Annotated in this window: 17 protein-coding genes; 11 read left to right on the plus strand and 6 right to left on the minus strand. The window is 63.5% G+C overall.

The window, feature by feature from the left end:
• The first annotated feature begins 221 nt into the window (after positions 1 to 221).
• A complete protein-coding gene (gene fadD1, locus CR917_RS09175; protein ID WP_043864162.1) occupies positions 222 to 1,919 on the plus strand; it encodes a long-chain-fatty-acid--CoA ligase FadD1 in 1,698 nt (565 codons plus the stop codon).
• A gap of 90 nt (positions 1,920 to 2,009) precedes the next feature.
• Here fadD1 and CR917_RS09180 read toward each other — a convergent pair whose 3' ends face one another.
• The gene (locus CR917_RS09180) at positions 2,010 to 3,317 is read right to left on the minus strand and encodes an FAD-binding oxidoreductase (RefSeq protein WP_054914947.1); all 1,308 of its coding nucleotides are present in this window, start codon (positions 3,315 to 3,317) and stop codon (positions 2,010 to 2,012) included.
• 27 nt (positions 3,318 to 3,344) lie between these two features.
• Entirely contained in the window at positions 3,345 to 4,709 is a 1,365-nt protein-coding gene (locus CR917_RS09185) for a glutamine synthetase family protein (protein ID WP_104572194.1), read from the minus strand.
• Between the two features lie 443 nt (positions 4,710 to 5,152).
• On the opposite strand from CR917_RS09185, the gene hrpA reads away from it, so the two are divergent.
• The 6 genes from hrpA to CR917_RS09215 all read left to right on the plus strand — a co-directional run bounded on the left by hrpA (position 5,153) and on the right by CR917_RS09215 (position 13,967).
• Complete coding sequence (gene hrpA, locus CR917_RS09190) at positions 5,153 to 9,064, plus strand: ATP-dependent RNA helicase HrpA (RefSeq protein ID WP_054914945.1); 3,912 nt, start codon at positions 5,153 to 5,155, stop codon at positions 9,062 to 9,064.
• Positions 9,065 to 9,258: 194 nt separating this feature from the next.
• Entirely contained in the window at positions 9,259 to 10,380 is a 1,122-nt protein-coding gene (locus tag CR917_RS09195) for a beta-ketoacyl-ACP synthase III (protein ID WP_043864158.1), read from the plus strand.
• Positions 10,381 to 10,392: 12 nt separating this feature from the next.
• On the plus strand, positions 10,393 to 11,001 hold the full coding sequence (locus tag CR917_RS09200) for an RNA polymerase sigma factor (RefSeq protein WP_043864157.1): 609 nt from the start codon (positions 10,393 to 10,395) through the stop codon (positions 10,999 to 11,001).
• On the plus strand, positions 10,995 to 11,228 hold the full coding sequence (locus tag CR917_RS09205; RefSeq protein ID WP_054914943.1) for an anti-sigma factor: 234 nt from the start codon (positions 10,995 to 10,997) through the stop codon (positions 11,226 to 11,228). Before CR917_RS09200 ends, CR917_RS09205 begins: the two co-directional genes overlap by 7 nt.
• A 206-nt stretch (positions 11,229 to 11,434) precedes the next feature.
• Complete coding sequence (locus tag CR917_RS09210; protein WP_043864155.1) at positions 11,435 to 12,748, plus strand: OprO/OprP family phosphate-selective porin; 1,314 nt, start codon at positions 11,435 to 11,437, stop codon at positions 12,746 to 12,748.
• A gap of 94 nt (positions 12,749 to 12,842) precedes the next feature.
• Complete coding sequence (locus CR917_RS09215) at positions 12,843 to 13,967, plus strand: GNAT family N-acetyltransferase (protein ID WP_104572195.1); 1,125 nt, start codon at positions 12,843 to 12,845, stop codon at positions 13,965 to 13,967.
• A gap of 77 nt (positions 13,968 to 14,044) precedes the next feature.
• Here the strand turns inward: CR917_RS09215 and CR917_RS09220 are convergent, their stop codons facing one another.
• From CR917_RS09220 to CR917_RS09235, 4 genes are all read right to left on the minus strand, one after another.
• Positions 14,045 to 15,874 carry an ABC transporter ATP-binding protein gene (locus CR917_RS09220; RefSeq protein WP_058541540.1) on the minus strand — a complete coding sequence of 610 codons (1,830 nt, stop codon included), beginning with the start codon at positions 15,872 to 15,874 and terminating at the stop codon, positions 14,045 to 14,047.
• Positions 15,875 to 15,942: 68 nt separating this feature from the next.
• Entirely contained in the window at positions 15,943 to 16,500 is a 558-nt protein-coding gene (locus CR917_RS09225) for a peptidylprolyl isomerase (RefSeq protein WP_043864152.1), read from the minus strand.
• Entirely contained in the window at positions 16,494 to 17,309 is an 816-nt protein-coding gene (locus CR917_RS09230) for an alpha/beta fold hydrolase (RefSeq protein ID WP_043864151.1), read from the minus strand. The genes CR917_RS09225 and CR917_RS09230 overlap by 7 nt, the downstream gene beginning before the upstream one ends.
• A gap of 12 nt (positions 17,310 to 17,321) precedes the next feature.
• Entirely contained in the window at positions 17,322 to 18,245 is a 924-nt protein-coding gene (locus CR917_RS09235; RefSeq protein WP_043864150.1) for a LysR family transcriptional regulator, read from the minus strand.
• A gap of 50 nt (positions 18,246 to 18,295) precedes the next feature.
• On the opposite strand from CR917_RS09235, the gene CR917_RS09240 reads away from it, so the two are divergent.
• The 4 genes from CR917_RS09240 (at position 18,296) to CR917_RS09250 (ending at position 21,372) form a co-directional block, all read left to right on the plus strand.
• Positions 18,296 to 18,610, plus strand: coding sequence for a hypothetical protein (locus CR917_RS09240; protein ID WP_043864149.1), 315 nt, complete (start codon positions 18,296 to 18,298; stop codon positions 18,608 to 18,610).
• A 107-nt stretch (positions 18,611 to 18,717) separates the two neighbouring features.
• A complete protein-coding gene (locus tag CR917_RS09245) occupies positions 18,718 to 19,317 on the plus strand; it encodes an FMN-dependent NADH-azoreductase (RefSeq protein ID WP_054914940.1) in 600 nt (199 codons plus the stop codon).
• 249 nt (positions 19,318 to 19,566) lie between these two features.
• Positions 19,567 to 20,388 carry a hypothetical protein gene (locus CR917_RS27045; protein ID WP_146094995.1) on the plus strand — a complete coding sequence of 274 codons (822 nt, stop codon included), beginning with the start codon at positions 19,567 to 19,569 and terminating at the stop codon, positions 20,386 to 20,388.
• 45 nt (positions 20,389 to 20,433) lie between these two features.
• A complete protein-coding gene (locus CR917_RS09250; RefSeq protein WP_054914938.1) occupies positions 20,434 to 21,372 on the plus strand; it encodes a hypothetical protein in 939 nt (312 codons plus the stop codon).
• Positions 21,373 to 21,422: the final 50 nt, after the last annotated feature.

The following is a 21,422-nucleotide window of genomic DNA, read 5'->3' on the forward strand; positions in this document are numbered from 1 at the left end:
GCTTTTGCTTAATAGACCCTTTACTCTAAAAATGACTACTTGGTATTCGTTAGTCATTTATGTGACTTTGCGGCCCACTTTGGCTCTAGGCGCCCTCTGGCAAAGCTGCTACTCTCGGCGCGCTTCTGATGCTTCGGTTTGTAGCAATCCGTCATCACATATCAATAATAATCGCGTCGACTGCGGAGAAGATTTCGCTGTTGCTGGAGGAGTGGGCTTCCATGATCGAACACTTTTGGAAGGATAAGTACCCAGCCGGGGTTGCCTCGCAAATCAATCCTGATGAGTATCCGAACATTCAAGCGGTATTGAAGCAGTCCTGCCAGCGTTTCGCCGACAAGCCGGCGTTCAGCAACCTGGGCAAGACCCTCACCTATGGCGAGCTGTATGAGCTGTCGGGGGCGTTTGCCGCCTACCTGCAGCAGCATACCGACCTGCAGCCCGGTGACCGCATCGCGGTACAACTGCCAAACGTATTGCAATACCCCGTGGCCGTCTTCGGTGCGATGCGCGCCGGGCTCATCGTGGTCAACACCAACCCGCTGTACACCGCGCGGGAGCTGGAACACCAGTTCAACGATTCCGGTGCCAAGGCGCTGGTGTGCCTGGCCAACATGGCCCACCTGGCCGAAAAGGTCGTTCCCAAGACCCAGGTCAAGCACATCATTGTCACCGAAGTGGCCGACCTGCTGCCACCGCTCAAGCGTCTGCTGATCAATAGTGTGATCAAGTACGTGAAAAAGATGGTGCCGGCCTACCACCTGCCCAAGGCCGTCAAGTTCAACGATGCGCTGGCCAAGGGGCAGGGCAAGGCGGTCAACGAAGTCAGCCCCGACAGCGGCGATGTCGCCGTGCTGCAGTACACCGGTGGCACCACGGGTGTGGCCAAGGGTGCGATGCTGACCCACCGCAACCTGGTGGCCAACATGCTGCAATGCCGTGCGCTGATGGGCTCGAACCTGGGCGAGGGCTGCGAGGTCCTGATCACGCCGCTGCCGCTGTACCACATCTATGCCTTCACCTTCCATTGCATGGCGATGATGCTGATCGGCAGCCACAACATCCTGATCAGCAACCCGCGCGACCTGCCGGCGATGGTCAAGGAACTGTCCAAGTGGAAGTTCACCGGCTTCGTCGGCCTGAATACTCTGTTCGTGGCCCTGTGCAACAACGAGACCTTCCGCAAGATGGACTTCTCGGGGCTCAAGCTCACCCTGTCGGGCGGCATGGCCCTGCAGGTGGCGGTGGCCGAGCGCTGGAAGAGCGTCACCGGTTGCTCCATCTGCGAAGGCTACGGCATGACCGAGACCAGCCCGGTGGCGGCGGTCAACCCGGCCGAGCACAACCAGATCGGTACCATCGGCATTCCGCTGCCGTCGACCCTGTGCAAGGTGATCGACGACAATGGCAAGGAGCTGGCGCTGGGCGAAATCGGCGAGCTGTGCATCAAGGGCCCGCAGGTGATGAAGGGCTACTGGCAGCGCGAAGAGGCGACCACCGAGATCCTGGATGCCGACGGCTGGCTCAAGACCGGTGATATCGCGGTGATCCAGACCGATGGCTACATGCGCATCGTCGACCGCAAGAAGGACATGATTCTGGTGTCTGGCTTCAACGTTTACCCGAACGAACTCGAAGACGTGCTGGCGACCCTGCCGGGCGTATTGCAGTGCGCCGCCATTGGCGTGCCGGACGAGAAATCGGGCGAACTGATCAAGATCTTCATCGTGGCGCGGCCGGGTGTGACCCTGACCAAGGACCAGGTGATGGAGCACATGCGCGCCAATGTCACGGCGTACAAGGTGCCGCGCCTGATCGAGTTCCGCGATGCCTTGCCGACCACCAACGTGGGCAAGATCCTGCGGCGCGAGTTGCGCGATGAGGAGTTGAAGAAGCTGGGCCTCAAGAAGATCGCCTGAGGTTTAACCTTCGGGCCTCATCGCGGGTCAAGCCCGCTCCCACAAGGACAGTAGTGATCCCTGTGGGAGCGGGCTTGACCCGCGATGTTTTCAACGCAGTTTCTCAAGCATCTGGTAGTACCACATCCCCGCCGCCAGCAATGGGTTGCCCAGCACATCGCCCATCGGCACCTTGATGTGGCTGCAGCCGGCAAAGGTATCGAATCGGCTCAATGTGCCGGTGATCGCTTCGGCCATGATCTCGCCCATGATGTGGCTGGTGGCAATGCCATGCCCCGAATACCCCTGGCAGTACCACACGTTGTCCGACAGCTTGCCCAACTGCGGAATGCGGTTGACCACGATGCCCATCGCGCAGCTCCACTGGAACTCGATCGGCACGCCCTTGAGCGCCGGAAAGGTCGCCTCGATGCACGGGCGCAGCTCCCCCGCGATATCCCGCGAATCACGTCCCGAGTAATTGGCCCCGCCACCGAACAGCAGGCGCCCGTCTGCGGTCATGCGGTAATAGTCGAGCACGAAGCGGCAGTCGTACACCGCCAGGTCCTGCGGGTTGAGCTTGCGGGCCAGCTCGCCCAGTGGCGTGGTGGTCACGATGCCGCCCATGGCCGGGAAGATCTTGCCCTTGAGCTGGGGCTTTTCCAGCTTGTGGTACACGTCGCCGGCCAGCATCACCTGGCGTGCGTTGACCCGGCCCTTGGCCGTGACCACCGCAGGTTTGTCGCCATGCACGATCTCCAGCACTTCGGAGTTCTCGAAGATCAGCGCCCCCAGCTGGTGCGCCGCCCGCGCCTCACCCAGGCACAGGTTGAGCGGGTGCAGGTGCAGGTTGCGCAGGTTCTTCAGCGCGCCCAGGTACAACGGGCTGTCCAGGTGCTGGCGCACCGCCTCGCGGTCGAGCATTTGCACCTGCTCGCCCATGCCGCGCCGCTGGGCTTCGTCGGCGAAGGCCTGCAGTTCGGTCATGTGCGCAGGCTTCATGGCCGCGTGCAGGTGGCCGTGCTTGAGGTCGCAGTCGATGGCGTAGCGTTCGACCCGTTGCTGGATGATGTCGTGGCCGCGAAAGCGCAGTTGCCAGATGAAATCGTCCACGTCATCGCCCAGGCGCTTGCGCATCTGTTTGCGCATGGCCTCGTCACCCGACAGGCTGCCGGTGACCTGGCCGCCGTTGCGCCCGCTGGCGCCCCAGCCGATACGGTTGGTTTCGACGATGGCCACCTTCAGGCCGCGCTCGGCCAGTTCCACCGCGCTGGCCACGCCGGTGAAGCCGCCACCGATGATCACTACGTCGACCTCGACCGTGCCCTGCAGGGTCGGGTACTGGGTGGTGTCGTTCAGGCTGGCGGTGTAGTAGGAGGCGCTGCGCTGGGCGGTGCCGTGGTTGAGGGCTGCATTCATGGGTGTGTTCCTTGAAGAATAGGGGGCTCAGGCCTGGGTCAGGTACCAGCGCCAGTCCTGCTCGCCGACCTCGGCCATGAACTGGCGGAACTCGGCGCGCTTGACCGCCAGGTACACCCCGAGGAAGGCCTCGCCGAACGCTTCGCGCGCCCAGCTGGAGCGCTCCAGCGCGGTCAGCGAGGTCAGCCAGTCGGTGGGCAGCAGCGTCTTGGCCTGGGCGTAGCCGTTGCCCTGCACCGGGGCGCCGGGGTCCAGTTGCTGGCGGATGCCATGGTGGATGCTGGCCAGAATGGCTGCGGCTGCCAGGTACGGGTTGGCATCGGCGCCGCAGATGCGGTGTTCGATATGTCGGGTATTGGCCGGCCCGCCGGGCACGCGCAGGCTCACGGTACGGTTGTCCACACCCCAGGTCGGCGCCAGCGGTGCATAGCTGTTGGCCTGGAAGCGGCGATAGGAGTTGGCGTTGGGGCAGAACAGCAGCAGCGAGTCGAGCAGCATGGCCAGCATGCCGCCCACCGACTGGCGCAGCAGGGGCGTGCCGGCCTTGTCTTCGCTGGCGTACAGGTTGTGGCCGGCGGCGTCGGCCAGGCTCACGTGCATGTGCATGCCGGTGCCGGCCAGGTGCTCGAACGGCTTGGCCATGAAGCAGGCCTGCATGCCGTGCTTGTGTGCCACGCCCTTGACCAGGCGCTTGTAGCGCACCGCCTGGTCCATGGCCAGCAAGGCGTCGCCGTGCTCCAGGGTGATTTCCACCTGGCCGGGGGCGTATTCGGAAATCGCGGTACGCGCAGGGATGCCCTGGGCCTTGCAGGCGCTGTACAGGTCGGCCAGAAACGGTTCGATCTGCTCCAGCTCGCGCAGGCCGTATACCTGGGTAGCGCGGGGGCGACCGCCGTCGGTATCCAGTGCCGGTTGCGGGTGGCCCAGGTGATCGCGCTTCTGGTCGAGCAGGTAGAACTCCAGCTCGCAGGCCATTACCGGCTCATAGCCATCGGCCTTGAGCGCGTCGATCACCTTGGCCAGCAGTTGGCGTGGATCGGCGACGGTGGCCGGCAGGCCTTCGCTGGGGTGCATGCTCACCTGCACTGCCGCCGTGGGGATCTGCCGCCACGGCATGCGCACCAGGCTGCCGGCCAGCGGGTATGCGCGGCAGTCGATATCGCCCACGTCCCACACCAGCCCCGAGTTCTCCACATCGTCGCCGTTGAGGGTCAGGCCGAGGATGGTACTGGGCAGCGGCCGCCCGCTTTCATACACGGCCAGCAACTCCTCGCGGTGCAGCAGCTTGCCGCGGGGCACGCCGTTGGCGTCGAGGATGAACAACTCGATCATGTCGATATCGGGGTTGGCGGCCAGGAAATCCTCGGCCTCGGAAACAGGGGCAAACTGCATGGTGCACTCGCTTACGCCGTGGCGGCGTACAGGATCGCGCGCCAGTGGGCACGTCGATCGGTCGACAGGGTGGCCGCAACCGGGCCAGCGGTATCAGTGGGGTGCGAGGGCGGTATCTGGTGGGCGGGCATGGCGGCAATGCCACAAGGCCCAGAACGCGAGGATGCTATTGAACAGCGGATTTTCACCGGGGCGCGCCCGCACCTTCGGGAACGAAGGGCGCATCAGGGGGCGGGGCGTACACGCTGGCAAAGTCATGCACGGATACTCCCACGCGTGGGAAGGTTCATTAAATCAGCCTTTGTATACCTTCAGTTAATCAATGGCTAAACAATGGCCCTGCATGGCGAACCGTGCCGTGGCAGGGCAAATCTGCGACAATCCCCGACCAAACTACGCCGATCATGTGAAAGCAGGCTCACCTGCATTATTAAAAAGACGTCATGACTGACCAGAACGCCGCCATCGAGCAACTGCTGAAAAACCTTGACCACGCCATGATCGCCGAGCGTCATCGCCTGCGTCGGCAACTGCATGACCTGCGCAAGCGCCCCGACGAGGCCAAGCTGGCCCAGTGGGCCGCCCGGGTACAGGCCTCCTGCGATCAGGTCGCCGCGCGCAAGGCCAGCGTGCCGCGCATCCACTACGACGACAGCCTGCCGATCGCGGCCAAGCGTGACGAAATCAAGAAGGTGCTGGCCGCCCACCAGGTGCTGATCATTGCGGGCGAAACCGGCTCGGGCAAGACCACCCAGTTGCCCAAGATCTGCCTGGAACTGGGCCGCGGCCAGCATGGCCAGATCGCCCACACCCAGCCGCGCCGGATTGCCGCGCGCAGCGTGGCCACCCGCGTGGCCGAAGAGCTGGGTACGCCGCTGGGCGCGCTGGTCGGCTACCAGGTGCGCTTCGAAGACCAGAGCGATGCCAACACCCTGGTCAAGCTGATGACCGACGGCATCCTGCTGGCCGAAACCCAGCACGACCGCTTTCTGGAACGGTACGACACGATCATCGTCGACGAAGCCCACGAACGCAGCCTGAACATCGACTTCCTGCTCGGCTACCTCAAGACCCTGCTGCCGCGGCGCCCCGACCTCAAGGTCATCATCACCTCCGCGACCATCGACCTGGAGCGCTTTTCCAGGCACTTCAACGATGCGCCGATCATCGAGGTGTCCGGGCGTACCTACCCGGTCGAGACCTGGTACCGGCCGCTGACCAGCGAGCAGGACGAGGAGGGCAACCGCGTCGAGGACGACCTGACCGTCGACCAGGCGATCCTGGCCACCCTCGACGAGATTGCCGCCCATGAGCGCAGCATCGGCAAGGGCCCGGGCGACGTGCTGGTGTTCCTGCCCGGCGAGCGCGAAATTCGCGATGCCGCCGAGATGCTGCGCAAGGCACAGCTACGCCACACCGAAATCCTGCCGCTGTATGCACGGCTGTCGCCGGCCGAGCAGCAGAAGATCTTCCAGTCCCATCCGGGGCGGCGCGTGGTGCTGGCCACCAACGTTGCTGAAACCTCGCTGACCGTACCGGGCATCCGCTACGTGATCGACAGCGGCACTGCGCGCATCAGCCGCTACAGCTACCGTGCCAAGGTGCAGCGCCTGCCCATCGAGGCGGTGTCCCAGGCCAGTGCCAACCAGCGCAAGGGCCGTTGCGGGCGGGTCGAACCGGGTATCTGCGTGCGCCTGTACAGCGAGGACGACTTCAATGGTCGGCCCGCCTTTACCGACCCCGAGATCCTGCGCACCAACCTGGCTGCGGTGATCCTGCAGATGCTGCACCTGCGCCTGGGCGAGATCGACGCCTTCCCGTTCATCGAGCCGCCGGATGGCAAGGCCATCAGCGACGGCTTCAACCTGCTGCAGGAACTCTCGGCAGTCAATCGCGAGAACCAGCTGACCCCGCTGGGCCGCCAGCTGGCGCGCCTGCCGGTGGACCCGCGTCTGGGCCGCATGCTGCTCGAAGGCGCCAAGCAGGGCAGCCTGCAGGAACTGCTGATCGTGGCCAGTGCACTGTCGGTGCAGGACCCCCGCGAGCGTCCGCCCGAGCGTCAGCAGGCTGCCGACCAGGCCCATGCGCAGTGGAAGGACAGCGACTCGGATTTCGCCGCGCTGGTCAACCTGTGGCGCGGCTTCGAAGAACAGCGCCAGGCCCTGACGGCCAGCCCGCTGCGCAACTGGTGCCGCAAGAATTTCCTGAATTACCTGCGTCTGCGCGAATGGCGCGATGCACACCGGCAACTGAGCCTGATCTGCCGCGACCTGCAGTTGAGCATCAACAAGGAGCCGGCCGACTACCCGCGCCTGCACAAGGCGATTCTGTCCGGGCTGCTCAGCCAGATCGGCCAGAAGACCGAGGACGGCGACTACCTGGGCGCACGCCAGCGGCGGTTCTGGGTACACCCGTCCTCGGGCCTGGGCAAGAAACGCCCGCAATGGCTGATGACCGCCGAACTGGTCGAGACGACCAAGCTGTATGCGCGCATGGTGGCCAAGATCGAGCCGGACTGGATCGAGCCGCTGGCCGGGCACCTGATCAAGAAGAACCACTTCGAACCGCACTGGGAGAAGAAGCGCGGCCAGGTGGTGGCCTTCGAGCAGGTCACGCTGTACGGCATGATCGTGGTCGGCCGGCGCCCGGTGCACTACGGGCCGATCGACCCGCAGGCCTCGCGCGAGCTGTTTATCCGTCAGGCCCTGGTGGGCGGTGAGATCCAGTCGCGGGCCAAGTGCCTGGCGGCCAACACGCGCCTGCTCGAGCAGCTCGACGAGCTGGAGGCCAAGGCCCGCCGGCGCGACATCCTGGCTGATGAAGAGACCCTGTACGCCTACTACGAGGCTCGCCTGCCGGCCGAGATCCACCAGACCGCGACCTTCGACAGCTGGTACCGCGTCACCAGCCAGAAAGACCCGCAGTTGCTGATCATGCGCGAAGAGGACGTGCTGGCCCGCGAGGCCAGTGAAGTCACCGCCACGCAGTACCCCGATACCCTGCGCATCGGCGACCTGAGCCTGGCGCTGAGCTACCACTTCGAACCCAACCACCCCCGCGACGGCGTTACCGTGCGGGTGCCGGCGCCGCTGCTGCCCAGCCTGCCGGGCGAGCGCCTGGAATGGCTGGTGCCGGGGTTGCTGGAAGCCAAGTGCATTGCGCTGGTACGCAACCTGCCCAAGGCCTTGCGCAAGAACTTCGTGCCGGTGCCCGACTTCGTCAAGGCCGCCTTGCAGCGCATGACCTTCGCCGACGGCTCGCTGCCCCAGGCGCTGGGCCGCGAACTGCTGCGCATGACCGGTGCGCGGGTCAGCGACGAGGCCTGGGCCGAGGCGGCTGCGCAGGTGGAAGGCCACTTGCGCATGAACATCGAAGTGGTCGATGCCCAGGGCAAGTTCCTGGGTGAAGGCCGCGACCTGACCGAGCTGACGGCGCGCTTCGTTGCTGCCAGCCAGGCCGCGCTGGCCGTGCCGCAATCGGCCAAGGCCCAGCAGCCGGTGCAAGCCAAGGTGTTTGCCGAGGTGGCCCAGACCGCCCAGCAGAAGATCGCCGGGCTGTCGATGACGGTGTACCCGGCGCTGGTGGAAGAGGGCGGTACGGTCAAGGAAGGGCGCTTCTCGACCCAGGCCGAAGCCGAGTTCCAGCACCGCCGAGCCTTGCAGCGGCTGCTGCTGCAGCAACTGGCCGAGCCGGCGAAGTTCCTGCGCGGCAAGCTGCCGGGGCTGACCGAACTGGGCCTGCTGTACCGCGAGCTGGGGCGTGTCGATGCGCTGGTCGAGGACATCCTGCTGGCCAGCCTGGACACCTGCATCCTCGACGGCGAGAGCAGCCTGCCGCGCGACGGTGCCGGGCTTGCTTCGCTGGCCGAACGCAAGCGCGGCCACTGGGCCGATCACGCCGAGCGCCTGGCCCGCCTGACCCTCGAGATACTCAAGCTCTGGCACGGTCTGCAGAAGCGCTTCAAGGGCAAGATCGACCTGGCCCAGGCCGTGGCGCTCAACGACATCAAGCAGCAACTGGCCAACCTGGTGTACCCGGGTTTTGTGCGGGAAACCCCGGGCATCTGGCTCAAGGAACTGCCGCGCTACCTCAAGGCAGTGGAGCTGCGTCTGGAAAAACTCGGTTCGCAGGTGCAGAAGGACCGCGTGTGGAGCGGCGAGCTGAGCGGTCTGTGGGCACAGTACAAGGCGCGTGCCGACAAGCATGCCCAGGAGGGCAAGCGCGACGAGCAACTGGTGCTGTACCGCTGGTGGATCGAGGAATACCGCGTGTCGCTGTTTGCCCAGCAGTTGGGTACCAAGGTACCGATTTCCGACAAGCGCCTGGCCAAGCAATGGAGTCTGGTGGAAGCCTAATCCCCGGAACTTGTGGCACACTTGGCGAACTTCGCTACCGTGTCAGGTACCTGCCACGGTAGCTACAGAATGCAGCACAGCGTACTGCCCCGCTTGCCGGGTGCATTGCCTGTATTAATTGGTACTTTCGTGCCATTTGACCGACAGAACAGGCCGTTGCCCGGCAGGCAGCGGCCCCGAACAGAGGAACGACCGTGCATAACGTCGTCATCAGCGGCACCGGCCTGTACACCCCGGCCAACAGCATTTCCAACGAAGAGCTGGTCGAGTCTTTCAACACCTATGTGCAGCAGTTCAACGCCGACAATGCCGCTGCCATCGAACGGGGCGAAGTGCAGGCACTGGCCGAGTCGAGCGCTGCGTTCATCGAGAAGGCCTCGGGCATCAAGAGCCGCTTCGTGATGGACAAGGCCGGCATCCTCGATCCGCAGCGCATGAAGCCGCGCCTGCCGGAGCGTAGCAACGACGAGCCGTCGATCCTCTGCCAGATGGGCGTGGCAGCCGCCGAACAGGCCCTGGCGCGTGCCGGGCGCACCGCAGCCGATGTCGACGCGGTCATCGTCGCCTGCTCCAACCTGCAGCGCCCTTACCCGGCCATCGCCATCGAAGTGCAGCAGGCTTTGGGCATCGCCGGTTTCGGTTTCGACATGAACGTGGCGTGTTCGTCGGCGACCTTCGGCATTCAGGTCGCCTGCAACAGCGTGCAACTGGGTCAGGCCCGTTCGGTGCTGGTGATCAGCCCCGAGATCTGCACCGGCCATCTGAACTTCCGTGACCGTGACAGCCACTTCATCTTCGGCGACGCCGCCACGGCGGTGCTGGTCGAACGTGCCGACCTCGCTACCTCGGCGCACCAGTTCGATATCGTCAGCACCAAGCTGCTGACCCAGTTCTCCAACAACATCCGCAACAACTTCGGCTTCCTCAACCGCGCGGCGGAAGAGGGTATCGGTGCGCCGGACAAGCTGTTCGTGCAGGAAGGCCGCAAGGTGTTCCGCGAGGTGTGCCCGATGGTGGCCGAGCTGATCGGCCAGCACCTGAGCGAAAACAACCTCAACGTCAGTGACGTCAAGCGCTTCTGGCTGCACCAGGCCAACCTGAGCATGAACCACCTGATCGTCAAGAAGCTGCTGGGCCGCGACGCGCTGGTCGAGGAGGCCCCGGTGATTCTCGATACCTACGCCAACACCAGTTCGGCCGGCTCGGTGATCGCGCTGCACAAGCACCAGGACGACCTGCCCAAGGGTGCCCTCGGGGTGCTCAGTTCGTTCGGTGCCGGCTACTCGATCGGCAGCGTGATCCTGCGCAAACGTTGATCGCCCACGCCAGTGACGGCTGACGAACAGCGCTTGCTCGACCGCTTGCTGGCGGGAGAGCAGCGCGCGTTCGCCGAACTGGTTCAGACCTGCCAGGGCGCCATGCGCGCGGTGGCCTATGCCATCGTCGGCGAACGTGGCGCCGACGAGGTGGTGCAGGATGCCTGGCTGGCGGCGGTACGCGGTCTGGCGGGCTTCCAGCGCCGCTCCAGCCTCAAGACCTGGTTGCTGACCATCACCGCCAATACGGCCAAGACCCGTTACCGGCAAAACCGCCGCGAGGTGCTGCTCGACGACCTGCCGGCCCCCCATGGCAGCATCGACGACGCGCGTTTCGCCAGCGACGGTCACTGGCTGCTGGCGCCTTCGGCTTGGCACGAAGACAGCCCCGAGGCCCTGCTCAGCCAGGAGCAGTTGCGCGAATGCCTGGAGCACACCCTGCTCAGCCTGTCGCAGCTGCAGAGCAGTGTGCTGTTGTTGCGTGAGCGCCAGGGCCTCGAACTGGTGGAAATCTGTAATCTGCTCGACCTGTCGCTCTCCAATGTACGTGTGCTGCTGCACCGTGCACGCCTCAAGGTCTTCGCGACCCTGGAACATTTCGAGGACACCGGCCAATGCTGACCTGCAAGCAACTGGTCGCCTGCTCCAGTGATTACCTGGACGGGCAACTGACCCTGGGCGAGCGCCTGATGACGCGCCAGCACCTGCTGTTCTGTCGCAATTGTCGTCGCTTCATCAAGCAGTTGCGCCTGGCCCAGGCAACCCTCAAGGCGCTGCCGCCGGCGCCTGTGGAGGGGGCCGAGGCCCTTGCGGCGCGGCTGGCCGCCGAGCGCCGGGCAACGCGCTGAAACCCCGCAATCAGCCCTGCAACGGGGCTGATTGTCTTATTCACATTCGAAGTAAAAAGTTCCCCTGTCACTAAATATTTATCTAACAGCCACTGATCTGAAATAACCCCCCGCCAAGATTCGTCCCCAGCACAAGTGGCCTGAGCCGCGTGTTTTTTCAACGTAATCAAGACCATAAACGTTATGAACGTAGGGGAGTTCCTTCGATGATCCGTAAGCACTTCGCAGGTTTCGCAGCCAGCGCCTTGGCAATGGCCGTTACCGCCCAGGCTTTCGCGGGCACCGTGACTACTGACGGCGCCGATATCGTAGTCAAGACCAAGGGTGGCCTGGAGGTCGCTACCGCTGACAAGGAATTCAGCTTCAAGCTGGGTGGCCGGGTCCAGGCCGACTACAGCCGCTTCGACGGTTTCTACACCAAGAACGGCGATACCGCCGATGCGGGCTACTTCCGCCGTGCCTACCTGGAACTGGGCGGTGTGATGTACACCGACTGGGCCTACCAGATCGCCTACGACTTCTCGCATAACTCCGGTGGCGACAACCGTTCCGAAGACGGTTACTTCGACGAAGCGTCGCTGGCCTACAACGGCTTCAAGCCGGTGTCGATCAAGGTCGGTCGCTTCGACCCCGAGTTCGGCCTGGAAAAAGCCACCAGCTCCAAGTGGGTGACTGCCCAGGAGCGAACCGCTGCCTACGACCTGGTGGACTGGACCAACTCGCACAACGGCGGCTTCGGTATCCAGGCATCGGGTAACGCCGGTGACTCGCTGTACGGTTCGGCCGGCCTGTTCGCCAAGGACGCCACCAACCAGGACAAGGACGGCGACAGCTCCAAGCAGTTCAACCTGCGCGGTGTGTTCGCACCGATGCACGAGGCCGGCAACGTACTGCACGTTGGTCTGAACTACGCCCAGCGCGACCTTTCCGATACCGCGTTCGACGGCCGTATCCGCAGCCGCCTGGGCATGCGTGGGGTGAGCACCGACGGTGGCCAGGACGCCGGCAACAACGGCAACCGCCTGGTGCTGGGCGGCAACGCCACCACCCCGGCCGGTGCCTACGACACCGACAAGGCCTGGGGCCTGGAAGCCGCCTACGCGCTGGGCCCGTTCTCGGTGCAGGGCGAGTACATCAAGCGTGATGTTCAGGCAGACGACTCGGCCTTCTCCGACATCAAGGCCAAGGGTTACTACGGCCAGGTGGCCTACACCATCACCGGTGAAGCGCGTGGCTACAAACTCGGCAAGTTCGACAGCATCAAGCCTTCCAACAAGCAGATTGGCGCGTGGGAAGTGTTCTACCGCTACGACCACCTGAGCGTCGACGACAACAACGGCGCATTTGCCGACATCGGTGACGTGGAAGCCAAGGTGCACAACCTGGGTGTGAACTGGTACGCCAACGAGTCGATCAAGCTCAGCGGCGTGTACGTCAAGGCCAAGACCGACAACGCGCAGAACGCTGCCGGCGACGACAGCGGCGACGGTTTCGTGATGCGCGCGCAGTACGTGTTCTAAGCGTTACCCCTGCAACACACTCCTTCATCCGTTAGATCTTCGCCCCGCACCTGCGGGGCTTTTTTTTGCTCGCACGAGGGGGCAGACTGCGCGCATGCCCATCTCAATTCTGCCGCACCTTGCCGATATCGACGCCGCCACCTGGGATGCCCTGGTGCCGGATGCCCAGCCGTTCCTGCGCCAAGCCTTCCTGCGCAGCCTGGAAGACAGCGCCAGCGTCACCCCGCGCACCGGTTGGGCGCCGGCCCACCAGGTCCTGACCGACACTCAGGGCCAGGTACGGGCGGCCATGCCGGCCTACGTGAAGACCCATTCGTTCGGCGAGTACGTGTTCGATCACGGCTGGGCCGACGCCTGCGACCGCGCCGGTATCGACTACTACCCCAAGCTGCTGTGTGCGGTGCCGTTTTCACCGGTCAGCGGCGCGCGCCTGCTGGGTGATGCGCAGGCGGCGGGTGAGCTGATCGACGGCGTCAGCGATGCTTTGCTCGAACAGGGGCTGTCGGGCCTGCACGTGAACTTCACCGACCCGGCCAGCGACGAAGTATTGCGTGGGCGTGCGGGCTGGATGGAGCGCCTGGGGTGTCAGTTTCACTGGCGCAACCAGGGTTATCGGGACTTCCAGGATTTTCTCGACAGCCTCAGTTCACGCAAGCGCAAGCAGATGCGCAAGGAACGCGAGCAGGTGGCGGGGCAGGGTATCGAGTTTCAGTGGTACCACGGCCATGAGCTGAGTGAGGCGCAGTGGGATTTCGTGTACGCATGCTATGCCAACACCTACGCCGTGCGCCGCCGTGCCCCGTACCTTACCCGGGCGTTTTTCAGCCTGCTGGCCGAACGCATGCCCGCGTCGATCCGCGTGGTGATGGCGCATCAGGGCGCGCGGGCGGTGGCGATGGCGTTCAGCCTGGTGGGTGGTGACAGCCTGTATGGGCGCTATTGGGGCTGCCTGGCGGAGTTCGACCGGTTGCATTTCGAGACGTGCTTCTATCAGGGCATGGACGTTGCCATTGCCGAAGGGTTGAAGCGTTTCGATGCCGGGGCGCAGGGCGAGCACAAGCTGATTCGCGGGTTCGAACCGGTGATCACGCGGTCCTGGCATTACCTGCTGCATCCGGGGTTGAAGGCGGCCGTGCAGGACTTTCTGGCGCAGGAGCGGGAGGGGGTGCTGGGGTATGCCGAGGAGGCGCGTACGGCGCTGCCCTTCAGGCAAGCCTGAGGGCCAAGCCCGCACCCGCAGGCGCAGTGAAATCCCTGTGGGAGCGGGCTTGACCCGCGATACCGTCGCCGCGGTGTTCAATCGACCCCGACAAACCCTCCCGTCTGGTGATGCCACAACCGTGCGTACAGCCCCTGGTGCGCCAGCAGTTCGGCATGGGTGCCCATCTCGGCAATCCGCCCCTGCTCCAGCACCACCAGCCGGTCCATCCGCGCGATGGTCGACAGGCGGTGCGCAATGGCGATCACCGTCTTGCCCTGCATCAGGGTCTCCAGGCTCTCCTGGATGGCTGCCTCCACTTCCGAATCCAGCGCCGAAGTGGCTTCGTCCATGATCAGGATCGGCGCATTCTTGAGCAGCACCCGCGCAATCGCGATGCGCTGGCGCTGGCCGCCGGACAGTTTCACGCCACGCTCGCCCACATGCGCATCGAAACCGGTGCGCCCCTGGGCATCGGACAGCTGAGGGATGAACTCATCGGCCCGCGCCCGGCGCACCGCCTCCCACAACTCCTCTTCTGTCGCATCCGGCCGGCCATACAGCAGGTTGTCGCGAATCGAGCGGTGCAGCAGCGAGGTGTCCTGGGTGATCATGCCGATCTGTGCGCGCAGGCTGGCCTGGCTCACCTGGGCAATGTCCTGGCCGTCGATCAGGATACGGCCACTTTCCAGGTCGTACAGGCGCAGCAGCAGGTTGACCAGGGTGGACTTGCCGGCGCCCGAGGGGCCGATCAGGCCGATCTTCTCGCCGGGGCGAATGTCCAGGGTCAGGTTGCTGATGATCCGGCTGCCCTGACCGTAATGAAAGTCGACGTTGTCGAAGCGCACCGCGCCGCGATCGACCTTCAGCGCCGGAGCATCTGGCGGATCGGTGACGGTGACCGGCTGGGCGATGGTCTTGAGGCCATCCTGCACCATGCCGATGTTCTCGAAGATGCCGTTGACCACCCACATGATCCAGCCCGACATGTTGACGATGCGGATCACCAGGCCGGTGGCCAGGGCGATGGCGCCCACGGTGATCAGCGACTGGCTCCACAGCCACAGCGCCAGGCCGGTGGTGGTGACGATCAGCAGCCCGTTGAGGCTGGTGATGACCACATCCATGCTGGTGATCACCCGCGAGGCCAGCTGGGTCTTTTCGGTCTGCTCGCGAATCGCTTCGCGGGCGTACTGGCGCTCGAAGTCGGTGTGGGCGAACAACTTGAGGGTGGCGATGTTGGTGTAGCCATCGACAATACGGCCCATCAGCTTGGAGCGCGCATCCGATGACACCACCGAGCGTTCCTTGACCCTGGGCACGAAATAGCACAGTGCGCCGATGTAGGCGAAGATCCAAACGGTCAGGGGCAGCATCAGGCGCCAGTCGGCCTCGGCGAACAGTACCAGCGAGCTGATCGCGTAGATCAGCACGTGCCACAGGGCGTCCACCGCCTGCACGGCCGAATCGCGCAGCGAGTTGCCGGTCTGCATGATGCGCTGGGCGATGCGCCCGGCAAAATCGCTCTGGAAGAAATTGAGGCTCTGCTTGAGCACATGGGTGTGGTTCTGCCAGCGGATCATGCTGGTCATGCCCGGGCTGATGGTCTGGTGCACCAGCAGGTCGTGCAGGCCGAAGAACAGCGGGCGCAGCAGCAGCGTGACCACCACCATCCAGATCAGCTCGCTGGCGTGATCGCTGAAGAAATCGGGGTTTGGCGCGCCCTGGGCCAGGTCGATGATACGGCTCAGGTAACTGAACAGCGCCACTTCGATGAGCGAAGCCACCAGCCCCACCACCAGCAGTGCGGCAAAGCTGGGCCACACCTGGCGCAGGTAGTAGAAATAGAACGGCAGGACCTTGCCCGGTGGCGATGCGGTCGGTGCTTCGCGAAAGATATCGATCAGCTTTTCGAAATAGCGATACAACCTCAAAACTCTAACTCCTGTCTGACTCGACCGGGCCGGTCGTGGTTCACGTCCCTGTGAACACGGGCTCAGTCAATGCGTTTGGCGGACTTGATCAGCACGGGATCGACCGGTACATCGGCCATGCCGTTCTTGCGCGTGGTCGGCGAGTTGACGATCTGGTCGACCACGTCCATACCCTTGACCACCTTGGCGAACACGGCGTAGCCGGCATCGCGGCCCGGATCGAGGAAGGCGTTGTCGGCCACGTTGATGAAGAACTGGCTGGTGGCCGAGTTCGGGTTGGATGTGCGGGCCATCGACAGGGTGCCGCGGGTGTTGTGCAGGCCGTTGCTGGCCTCGTTGCGGATCGGGTCCTTGGTCGACTTCTGTTGCATCTGCGCGGTGAAGCCGCCGCCCTGGACCATGAAGCCCGGGATCACGCGGTGGAAGATGGTGTTGGTGTAGAAGCCGCTGTCGACATACTCGAGGAAGTTCTTGGTCGAGATGGGCGCCTTGACCGGGTCCAGTTCCACTTCGATCTGGCCGAAGCTGGTGTCGAGCAGTACGTGCGGGGCTTTTTCGGCAGCCATCAGGCTGGTGGCGAAGACGACCGAGCAGGCGCCAAGCAGAAGTTTTTTCAGCATGAACTCAATGATCCTTGAGAAGTGGTTGAAGCCGTTGCCAGAAACTGCAGCAGGGTCTGGTTGAACAGCCGGGGTTGATCCAGCGGTGTAGCGTGCCGTGAATCTTCGATGACCGCCAGTCGTGCTTGAGGAATAAGCGCGACGTAGCGCTGCTTGAGCTGTATCGGGGTGTAATCGTGGTCGGCGCTGATGACCAGCGTAGGACAGCGGATCTGGCCCAGGCGTTCCTGTACCCCCCAGCCGACGATGGCATCGAAGCTGGCCAGGTACGCACGCTTGTCGTTGCGCGCCCAGCGCTCGGCCATCTTGCGTCGCAACTCGGCCTGCTCCGGCTTGGGAAACAGGCGTGCGGCCAGGCCTTTGCCGATGGTCTCCAGGCTCAGCAGGCGGGCCAGGCTCCAGCGCTTGAACCATTGCCAGTAATCGTCGCGGCTGCGCAGCTTGACCTCGGGTGCGCTGTTGACGATGCACAGGCTGCGCAACCGGTGGGGATGGTCGACGGCAAACTGGAAGCCGATCATGCCGCCCATCGACAGGCCAGCCAGGTGTACCGGGCCGGTGTTCAGGTGCTCCAGCAGGGCCAGCAGGTCGGCGCTGAAGCCGGCGATGCTGTAGCGCTCGCGAGGCTTGTCGGAGCGCCCGTGGCCGCGCACATCGAGCAGGATCACGCGGTACTGACGGGCCAGCTCCGGTACCTGGTATTCCCAGTCCTGGCAGCTCGAGCCCAGGCCGTGCAGCAGTACCAGGGGCTCGCCCTGGCCATATTCCTCGTAATGCAGGGTGCAACCTTCATGTTCGAAATAGGCCATGGGCGTTACCTGTCAGGCTTGGGCGGGGGCGGCGAAGGGCACGTCCAGCGGCGCAGTGTCGAAGTTGCGCAGCAACTCGATGAGGATCTGCGTGGCCGGGCCCAGGGGTTTGTCCTTGTTCGAGTAAAGGTAGAACAGCGGGTGACGGCTGCCACCCTGGTCCAGCGGCAGTGGCTTGAGCACGCCTTCGCGCAGTTCGCGCTCGATCAGGTGGCGTGGCAGCCAGGCAAAGCCCAGGCCGCTGCTGACGAAGGTGGCGGCGGTGGCCAGGCTGCCGACCGTCCAGCGCTGTTCGGCGCCCAGCCAGCCCACATCCCGCGGTTGTGCCCGGCCAGAGTCGCGGATCACCACCTGCAACTGGCTCTCCAGGTCCTGGAAACTGAGCTCGCGGCCCAGGCGGTGCAGGCTGTGCTCGGGGTGTGCAACGGCCACGAACTCCACCGCGCTCAATTCGGTGCCCAGGTAGCCGGGGATGCTGAAGCCGCTGATGGCAAGGTCCGCCACCCCTTCGTGCAGCACTTCCTCGACCCCTGACAGCACCTCCTCGCGCAGGCGCACCCGGCAGCCGCGACTTTGCGGCATGAACGCACTCAGGGCACGTACCAGTCGGGCATTGGGGTAGGCGGCATCGACCACCAGGCGCACCTCGGCTTCCCAACCCTGCTCCATGTGATGGGCGAGGTCTTCGAGCTGGCTGGCCTGCTTGACCAACTGGCGCGAGCGGCGCAGCAGCACGCTGCCGGCATCGGTGAGCACCGCCTTGCGCCCGTCGATGCGCAGCAACGGCACGCCGAGCTGGTCCTGCATGCGGGCCACGGTATAGCTCACCGACGATTGGGAGCGGTGCAGGGCTTCGGCGGCCTGGGCAAAGCCGCCGTGGTCGACCACCGCCTGCAGAGTCCGCCACTGATCCAGGGTAACGCGCGGCGCTTTCATCTTCGGCTCCTGTTGTCCTAAGCTGGCGCACTTTCATGGAGAGCGCCGTTATGAAGAAAATCTGTGTTGCACTGCTGGCCCTGCTGCCGCTGACGGCCCTGGCCTACCCCATCGACGTGACCAAGAACACCGACGGGGTGAAGCTTGACTACACCACCTACGACACCGACCGTGACATCGGCTCGATCAGCCTGAACAACTACGGCGATGTGGCAGCGACGTGCAAGGTCACCTTCCGCAACGGCCCGGAGGCCCCCAGGGTACGGCGCATACAGGTACCGGCGAAAAAGAGCGTCGACGTGACGGCCAAATTCAACCGCGAAATCCTCAAGCTGCGCATCGCGCTGGACTGCAAACCGCAATAAAACAGGTTAACTGATAGATTTAACCCAGTTTTTACGCTTTTTTATCGATAGGTCAATCTCTAATCTTGCCTCCATCGACTTAGCGAACTTGCCGATGGAGGCAACCCATGTCCCGCGTACTGATCATCGAAAGCAGCGCCCGCCTGCAGGACTCCGTGTCTCGTCAGCTGACCCGTGATTTCATCAGCCAGTGGCAGGCGGCCAACCCGGCCGACCAGATCAGCGTGCGCGACCTGGCATTGAACCCGGTACCCCACCTGGACAGCCATCTGCTGGGTGGCTGGATGAAGCCCGAAGCCCAGCGCAGCGCCGAAGAAGTGCAGGCATTGGCACGTTCCAACGAACTGACCGACGAAGTGCTGGCCGCCGATGTACTGGTGCTGGCGGCGCCGATGTACAACTTCACCATCCCCAGTACGCTGAAGGCCTGGCTCGACCATGTGCTGCGTGCCGGCGTCACCTTCAAATACACCCCCACCGGCCCGCAGGGCTTGCTGACCGGCAAGCGCGCCTATGTGCTGACGGCCCGCGGCGGTATCCACGCCGGGGCCGGTAGCGACCATCAGGAGCCCTACCTGCGCCAGGTGATGGCCTTCATCGGCATTCACGAGGTGACGTTCATTCACGCCGAGGGCCTGAACATGGGCGGCGACTTCCACGAAAAAGGCCTGAACCAGGCCAAGGCGCTGCTGGCTGCGGTAGCTTGAGCCGTACCGATTTTCCCCCCGCCTGACACCTTTGCTCCTTTGGGTGTACCTGCCCGGTCAGACACTGGTTTGACCGGGCTTTTTTGTGGGTGGTTATAAAACCTGTCATTGCCAGGTTGATTGTTTATAGAGAACTGACAGTTTTGTCAGGTGCGCGCTTGAATGCCTAGCTGTTTATATACAGGTGACGGACAGACTTTCCGCAGTGAAAGTTTGTAACTTGCCTCGCGGATATAAGGATGCGTACCTATGCCTGCTAAAATTGAGTCCAAGCTATATGCCTGGGATGCCCCGACGATCGACTGTTCGATTCCACATCCCGATTACCCCCAAGACCCGTCGAGAAGGTATTTCCTGATAAGGGGGATCTACAACTGCGGCAGCAATACGGATTTTTTGTCAGTCAGGACGCTCATATCAGCCGGTATGTACGCCGGTGACAGGGTCAGGGTAAGAATTGTCGAACCTTCCGGTATCATCTTCGATTTGCCCGTGCAAGTCATCAAAAACCCGCCGCAAGCGCTGTACTCTTCTTGTCCAAAAGCGCTGATGTACAGCAGTTCCGGTCAAACGGCACAGGTAAATTTCGCGCTGAGCAGGAATGGCGGAGCATGGGTGGTTTCGCAGAGTCGTTACTATACGGTGCAAGTCCAAAGTTTCGATCCATTGGACCGGCCAACACTTGAGCGCGGTTCTCGCTGGGTCCAGATTACCTATCCCCAATGGCAACCTTCACACAAGGTTCGTCTAAGAGGTTTCACCATGACAGGGCATGAGGACCTGGGGTGGAAACCCATGACGGGTGGTACTGCCCAGTTTGAAATTCCACTGAGCTGGTTTCAGCAGAACAGAGGCAAGCAAGTGTGGCTCAATTATGCGCTTGAAGCGGTTACGGGCTCGGACTACCAATTTTCCAGGCTGCTTTATATCCCGAGCCTGGAGGTGCCCCCGGCATCTGCGAAGGCGCCTGAGGGCCCTGCGAAAGTGCCGGTGAAAAAACCTGCGAAGGCGTCAGAGGCACCTGCGAAAGTGCCTGGCAAACCTGCGAAACGCCCGCCAAGCAAGGCGTGACCCGCAAGCAAGGGTTCAAAGCCGGCGCGAGCGCAGGGAGGCACCATGTTGAACACGTTCACACTGTTGCTGTTGATCAGCCTGATGACAGCCTGCGCCAACCGGGCGCCGGTGCAGCCTGCCAATGACGAGGTTGCGCAGGCAAGCTCGGTGCCGCCAACGGTCCAGGCCGCTGCGTTGCAGTCCCGTGCAGGTACGGCGGCTGTTTCCGGAGCCACGGTTGCACGCCACCTGCAGGAACGTTACCGCGACACCCGGCAGAACTGTAACGCCTCCAGCGCGCCGGCCTTTCTGTGCAGCGGCATCCTCATGCGCGCTACGCAGAACAGCCCGGCGTTTCATTCGTGGAACCCGAACCCTACCGCCTCGGGCGTGTCGTTCTCCTACCTGCGCGCCGACTCTGCGTTCAGTCGGTTGGCCTATGGGTACACTAACGGCTTCATCTTCGTGCCTATCTTGTACGCCAACAATCAATACAAGCCCCGTGTGTTGTGCTCGTTTCCTGTGGACGCCGATTCCAACAGGCGAGAATCGCAGGGGTGCGGGCAGAATGTCGGTTATCCCACGGTGAGTCGCGAGTGCAGGGCGCAGGGCATCGGTACAGCCGAACAATGGCTGGCGCATTACAACGCCAACCGGATCAATGCACGCCAGTGCGGCTTCAATGTTCGCGATGAACTCAACAAAGAAGGCGCCATCGCGTTCTATCAGAGCCTGCGTGCCAGAAACCTGCCCGGCGCCAACCTTGGCGGCATCCAGAACGAAGTGCGCATGGCCCTGTGGCCGCAGAACATCGGTCGGCAATTGCCGATGGAAGCCTTCTTCTATATTGGCGGGAGCGCGAGCGGAAGGGCGGGGGCGCAGGCGGATCAGCGGGACTTCTTCAGCCAGACGGGCATCCTGGTGCCGATCATCGCGGTGACCTTGCCCTCTGGCGCCACCCCCGCACGCTTCCAGTTCATCACGGCCGATCAGACCCGTTGAGCCTGCTGGCACCTTGAGTGCAGGCCTTTCAAAAGCGGTTGCCGGCCCGT

It is taken from the genome of Pseudomonas sp. BRM28, assembly GCF_002939405.1.
Taxonomy (GTDB): Bacteria; Pseudomonadota; Gammaproteobacteria; order Pseudomonadales; family Pseudomonadaceae; genus Aquipseudomonas; species Aquipseudomonas palmensis.

Coding starts and splice junctions, on each gene's coding strand:
- CR917_RS09240 (WP_043864149.1), top strand. CDS start 18,296: ATGAAGAAAATCTGTGTTGCACTGCTGGCCCTGCTGCCGCTGACGGCC.
- CR917_RS09245 (WP_054914940.1), top strand. CDS start 18,718: ATGTCCCGCGTACTGATCATCGAAAGCAGCGCCCGCCTGCAGGACTCC.
- fadD1 (WP_043864162.1), top strand. CDS start 222: ATGATCGAACACTTTTGGAAGGATAAGTACCCAGCCGGGGTTGCCTCG.
- CR917_RS09230 (WP_043864151.1), bottom strand. CDS start 17,309: ATGGCCTATTTCGAACATGAAGGTTGCACCCTGCATTACGAGGAATAT.
- hrpA (WP_054914945.1), top strand. CDS start 5,153: ATGACTGACCAGAACGCCGCCATCGAGCAACTGCTGAAAAACCTTGAC.
- CR917_RS09235 (WP_043864150.1), bottom strand. CDS start 18,245: ATGAAAGCGCCGCGCGTTACCCTGGATCAGTGGCGGACTCTGCAGGCG.
- CR917_RS27045 (WP_146094995.1), top strand. CDS start 19,567: ATGCCTGCTAAAATTGAGTCCAAGCTATATGCCTGGGATGCCCCGACG.
- CR917_RS09205 (WP_054914943.1), top strand. CDS start 10,995: ATGCTGACCTGCAAGCAACTGGTCGCCTGCTCCAGTGATTACCTGGAC.
- CR917_RS09180 (WP_054914947.1), bottom strand. CDS start 3,317: ATGAATGCAGCCCTCAACCACGGCACCGCCCAGCGCAGCGCCTCCTAC.
- CR917_RS09185 (WP_104572194.1), bottom strand. CDS start 4,709: ATGCAGTTTGCCCCTGTTTCCGAGGCCGAGGATTTCCTGGCCGCCAAC.
- CR917_RS09250 (WP_054914938.1), top strand. CDS start 20,434: ATGTTGAACACGTTCACACTGTTGCTGTTGATCAGCCTGATGACAGCC.
- CR917_RS09210 (WP_043864155.1), top strand. CDS start 11,435: ATGATCCGTAAGCACTTCGCAGGTTTCGCAGCCAGCGCCTTGGCAATG.
- CR917_RS09215 (WP_104572195.1), top strand. CDS start 12,843: ATGCCCATCTCAATTCTGCCGCACCTTGCCGATATCGACGCCGCCACC.
- CR917_RS09225 (WP_043864152.1), bottom strand. CDS start 16,500: ATGCTGAAAAAACTTCTGCTTGGCGCCTGCTCGGTCGTCTTCGCCACC.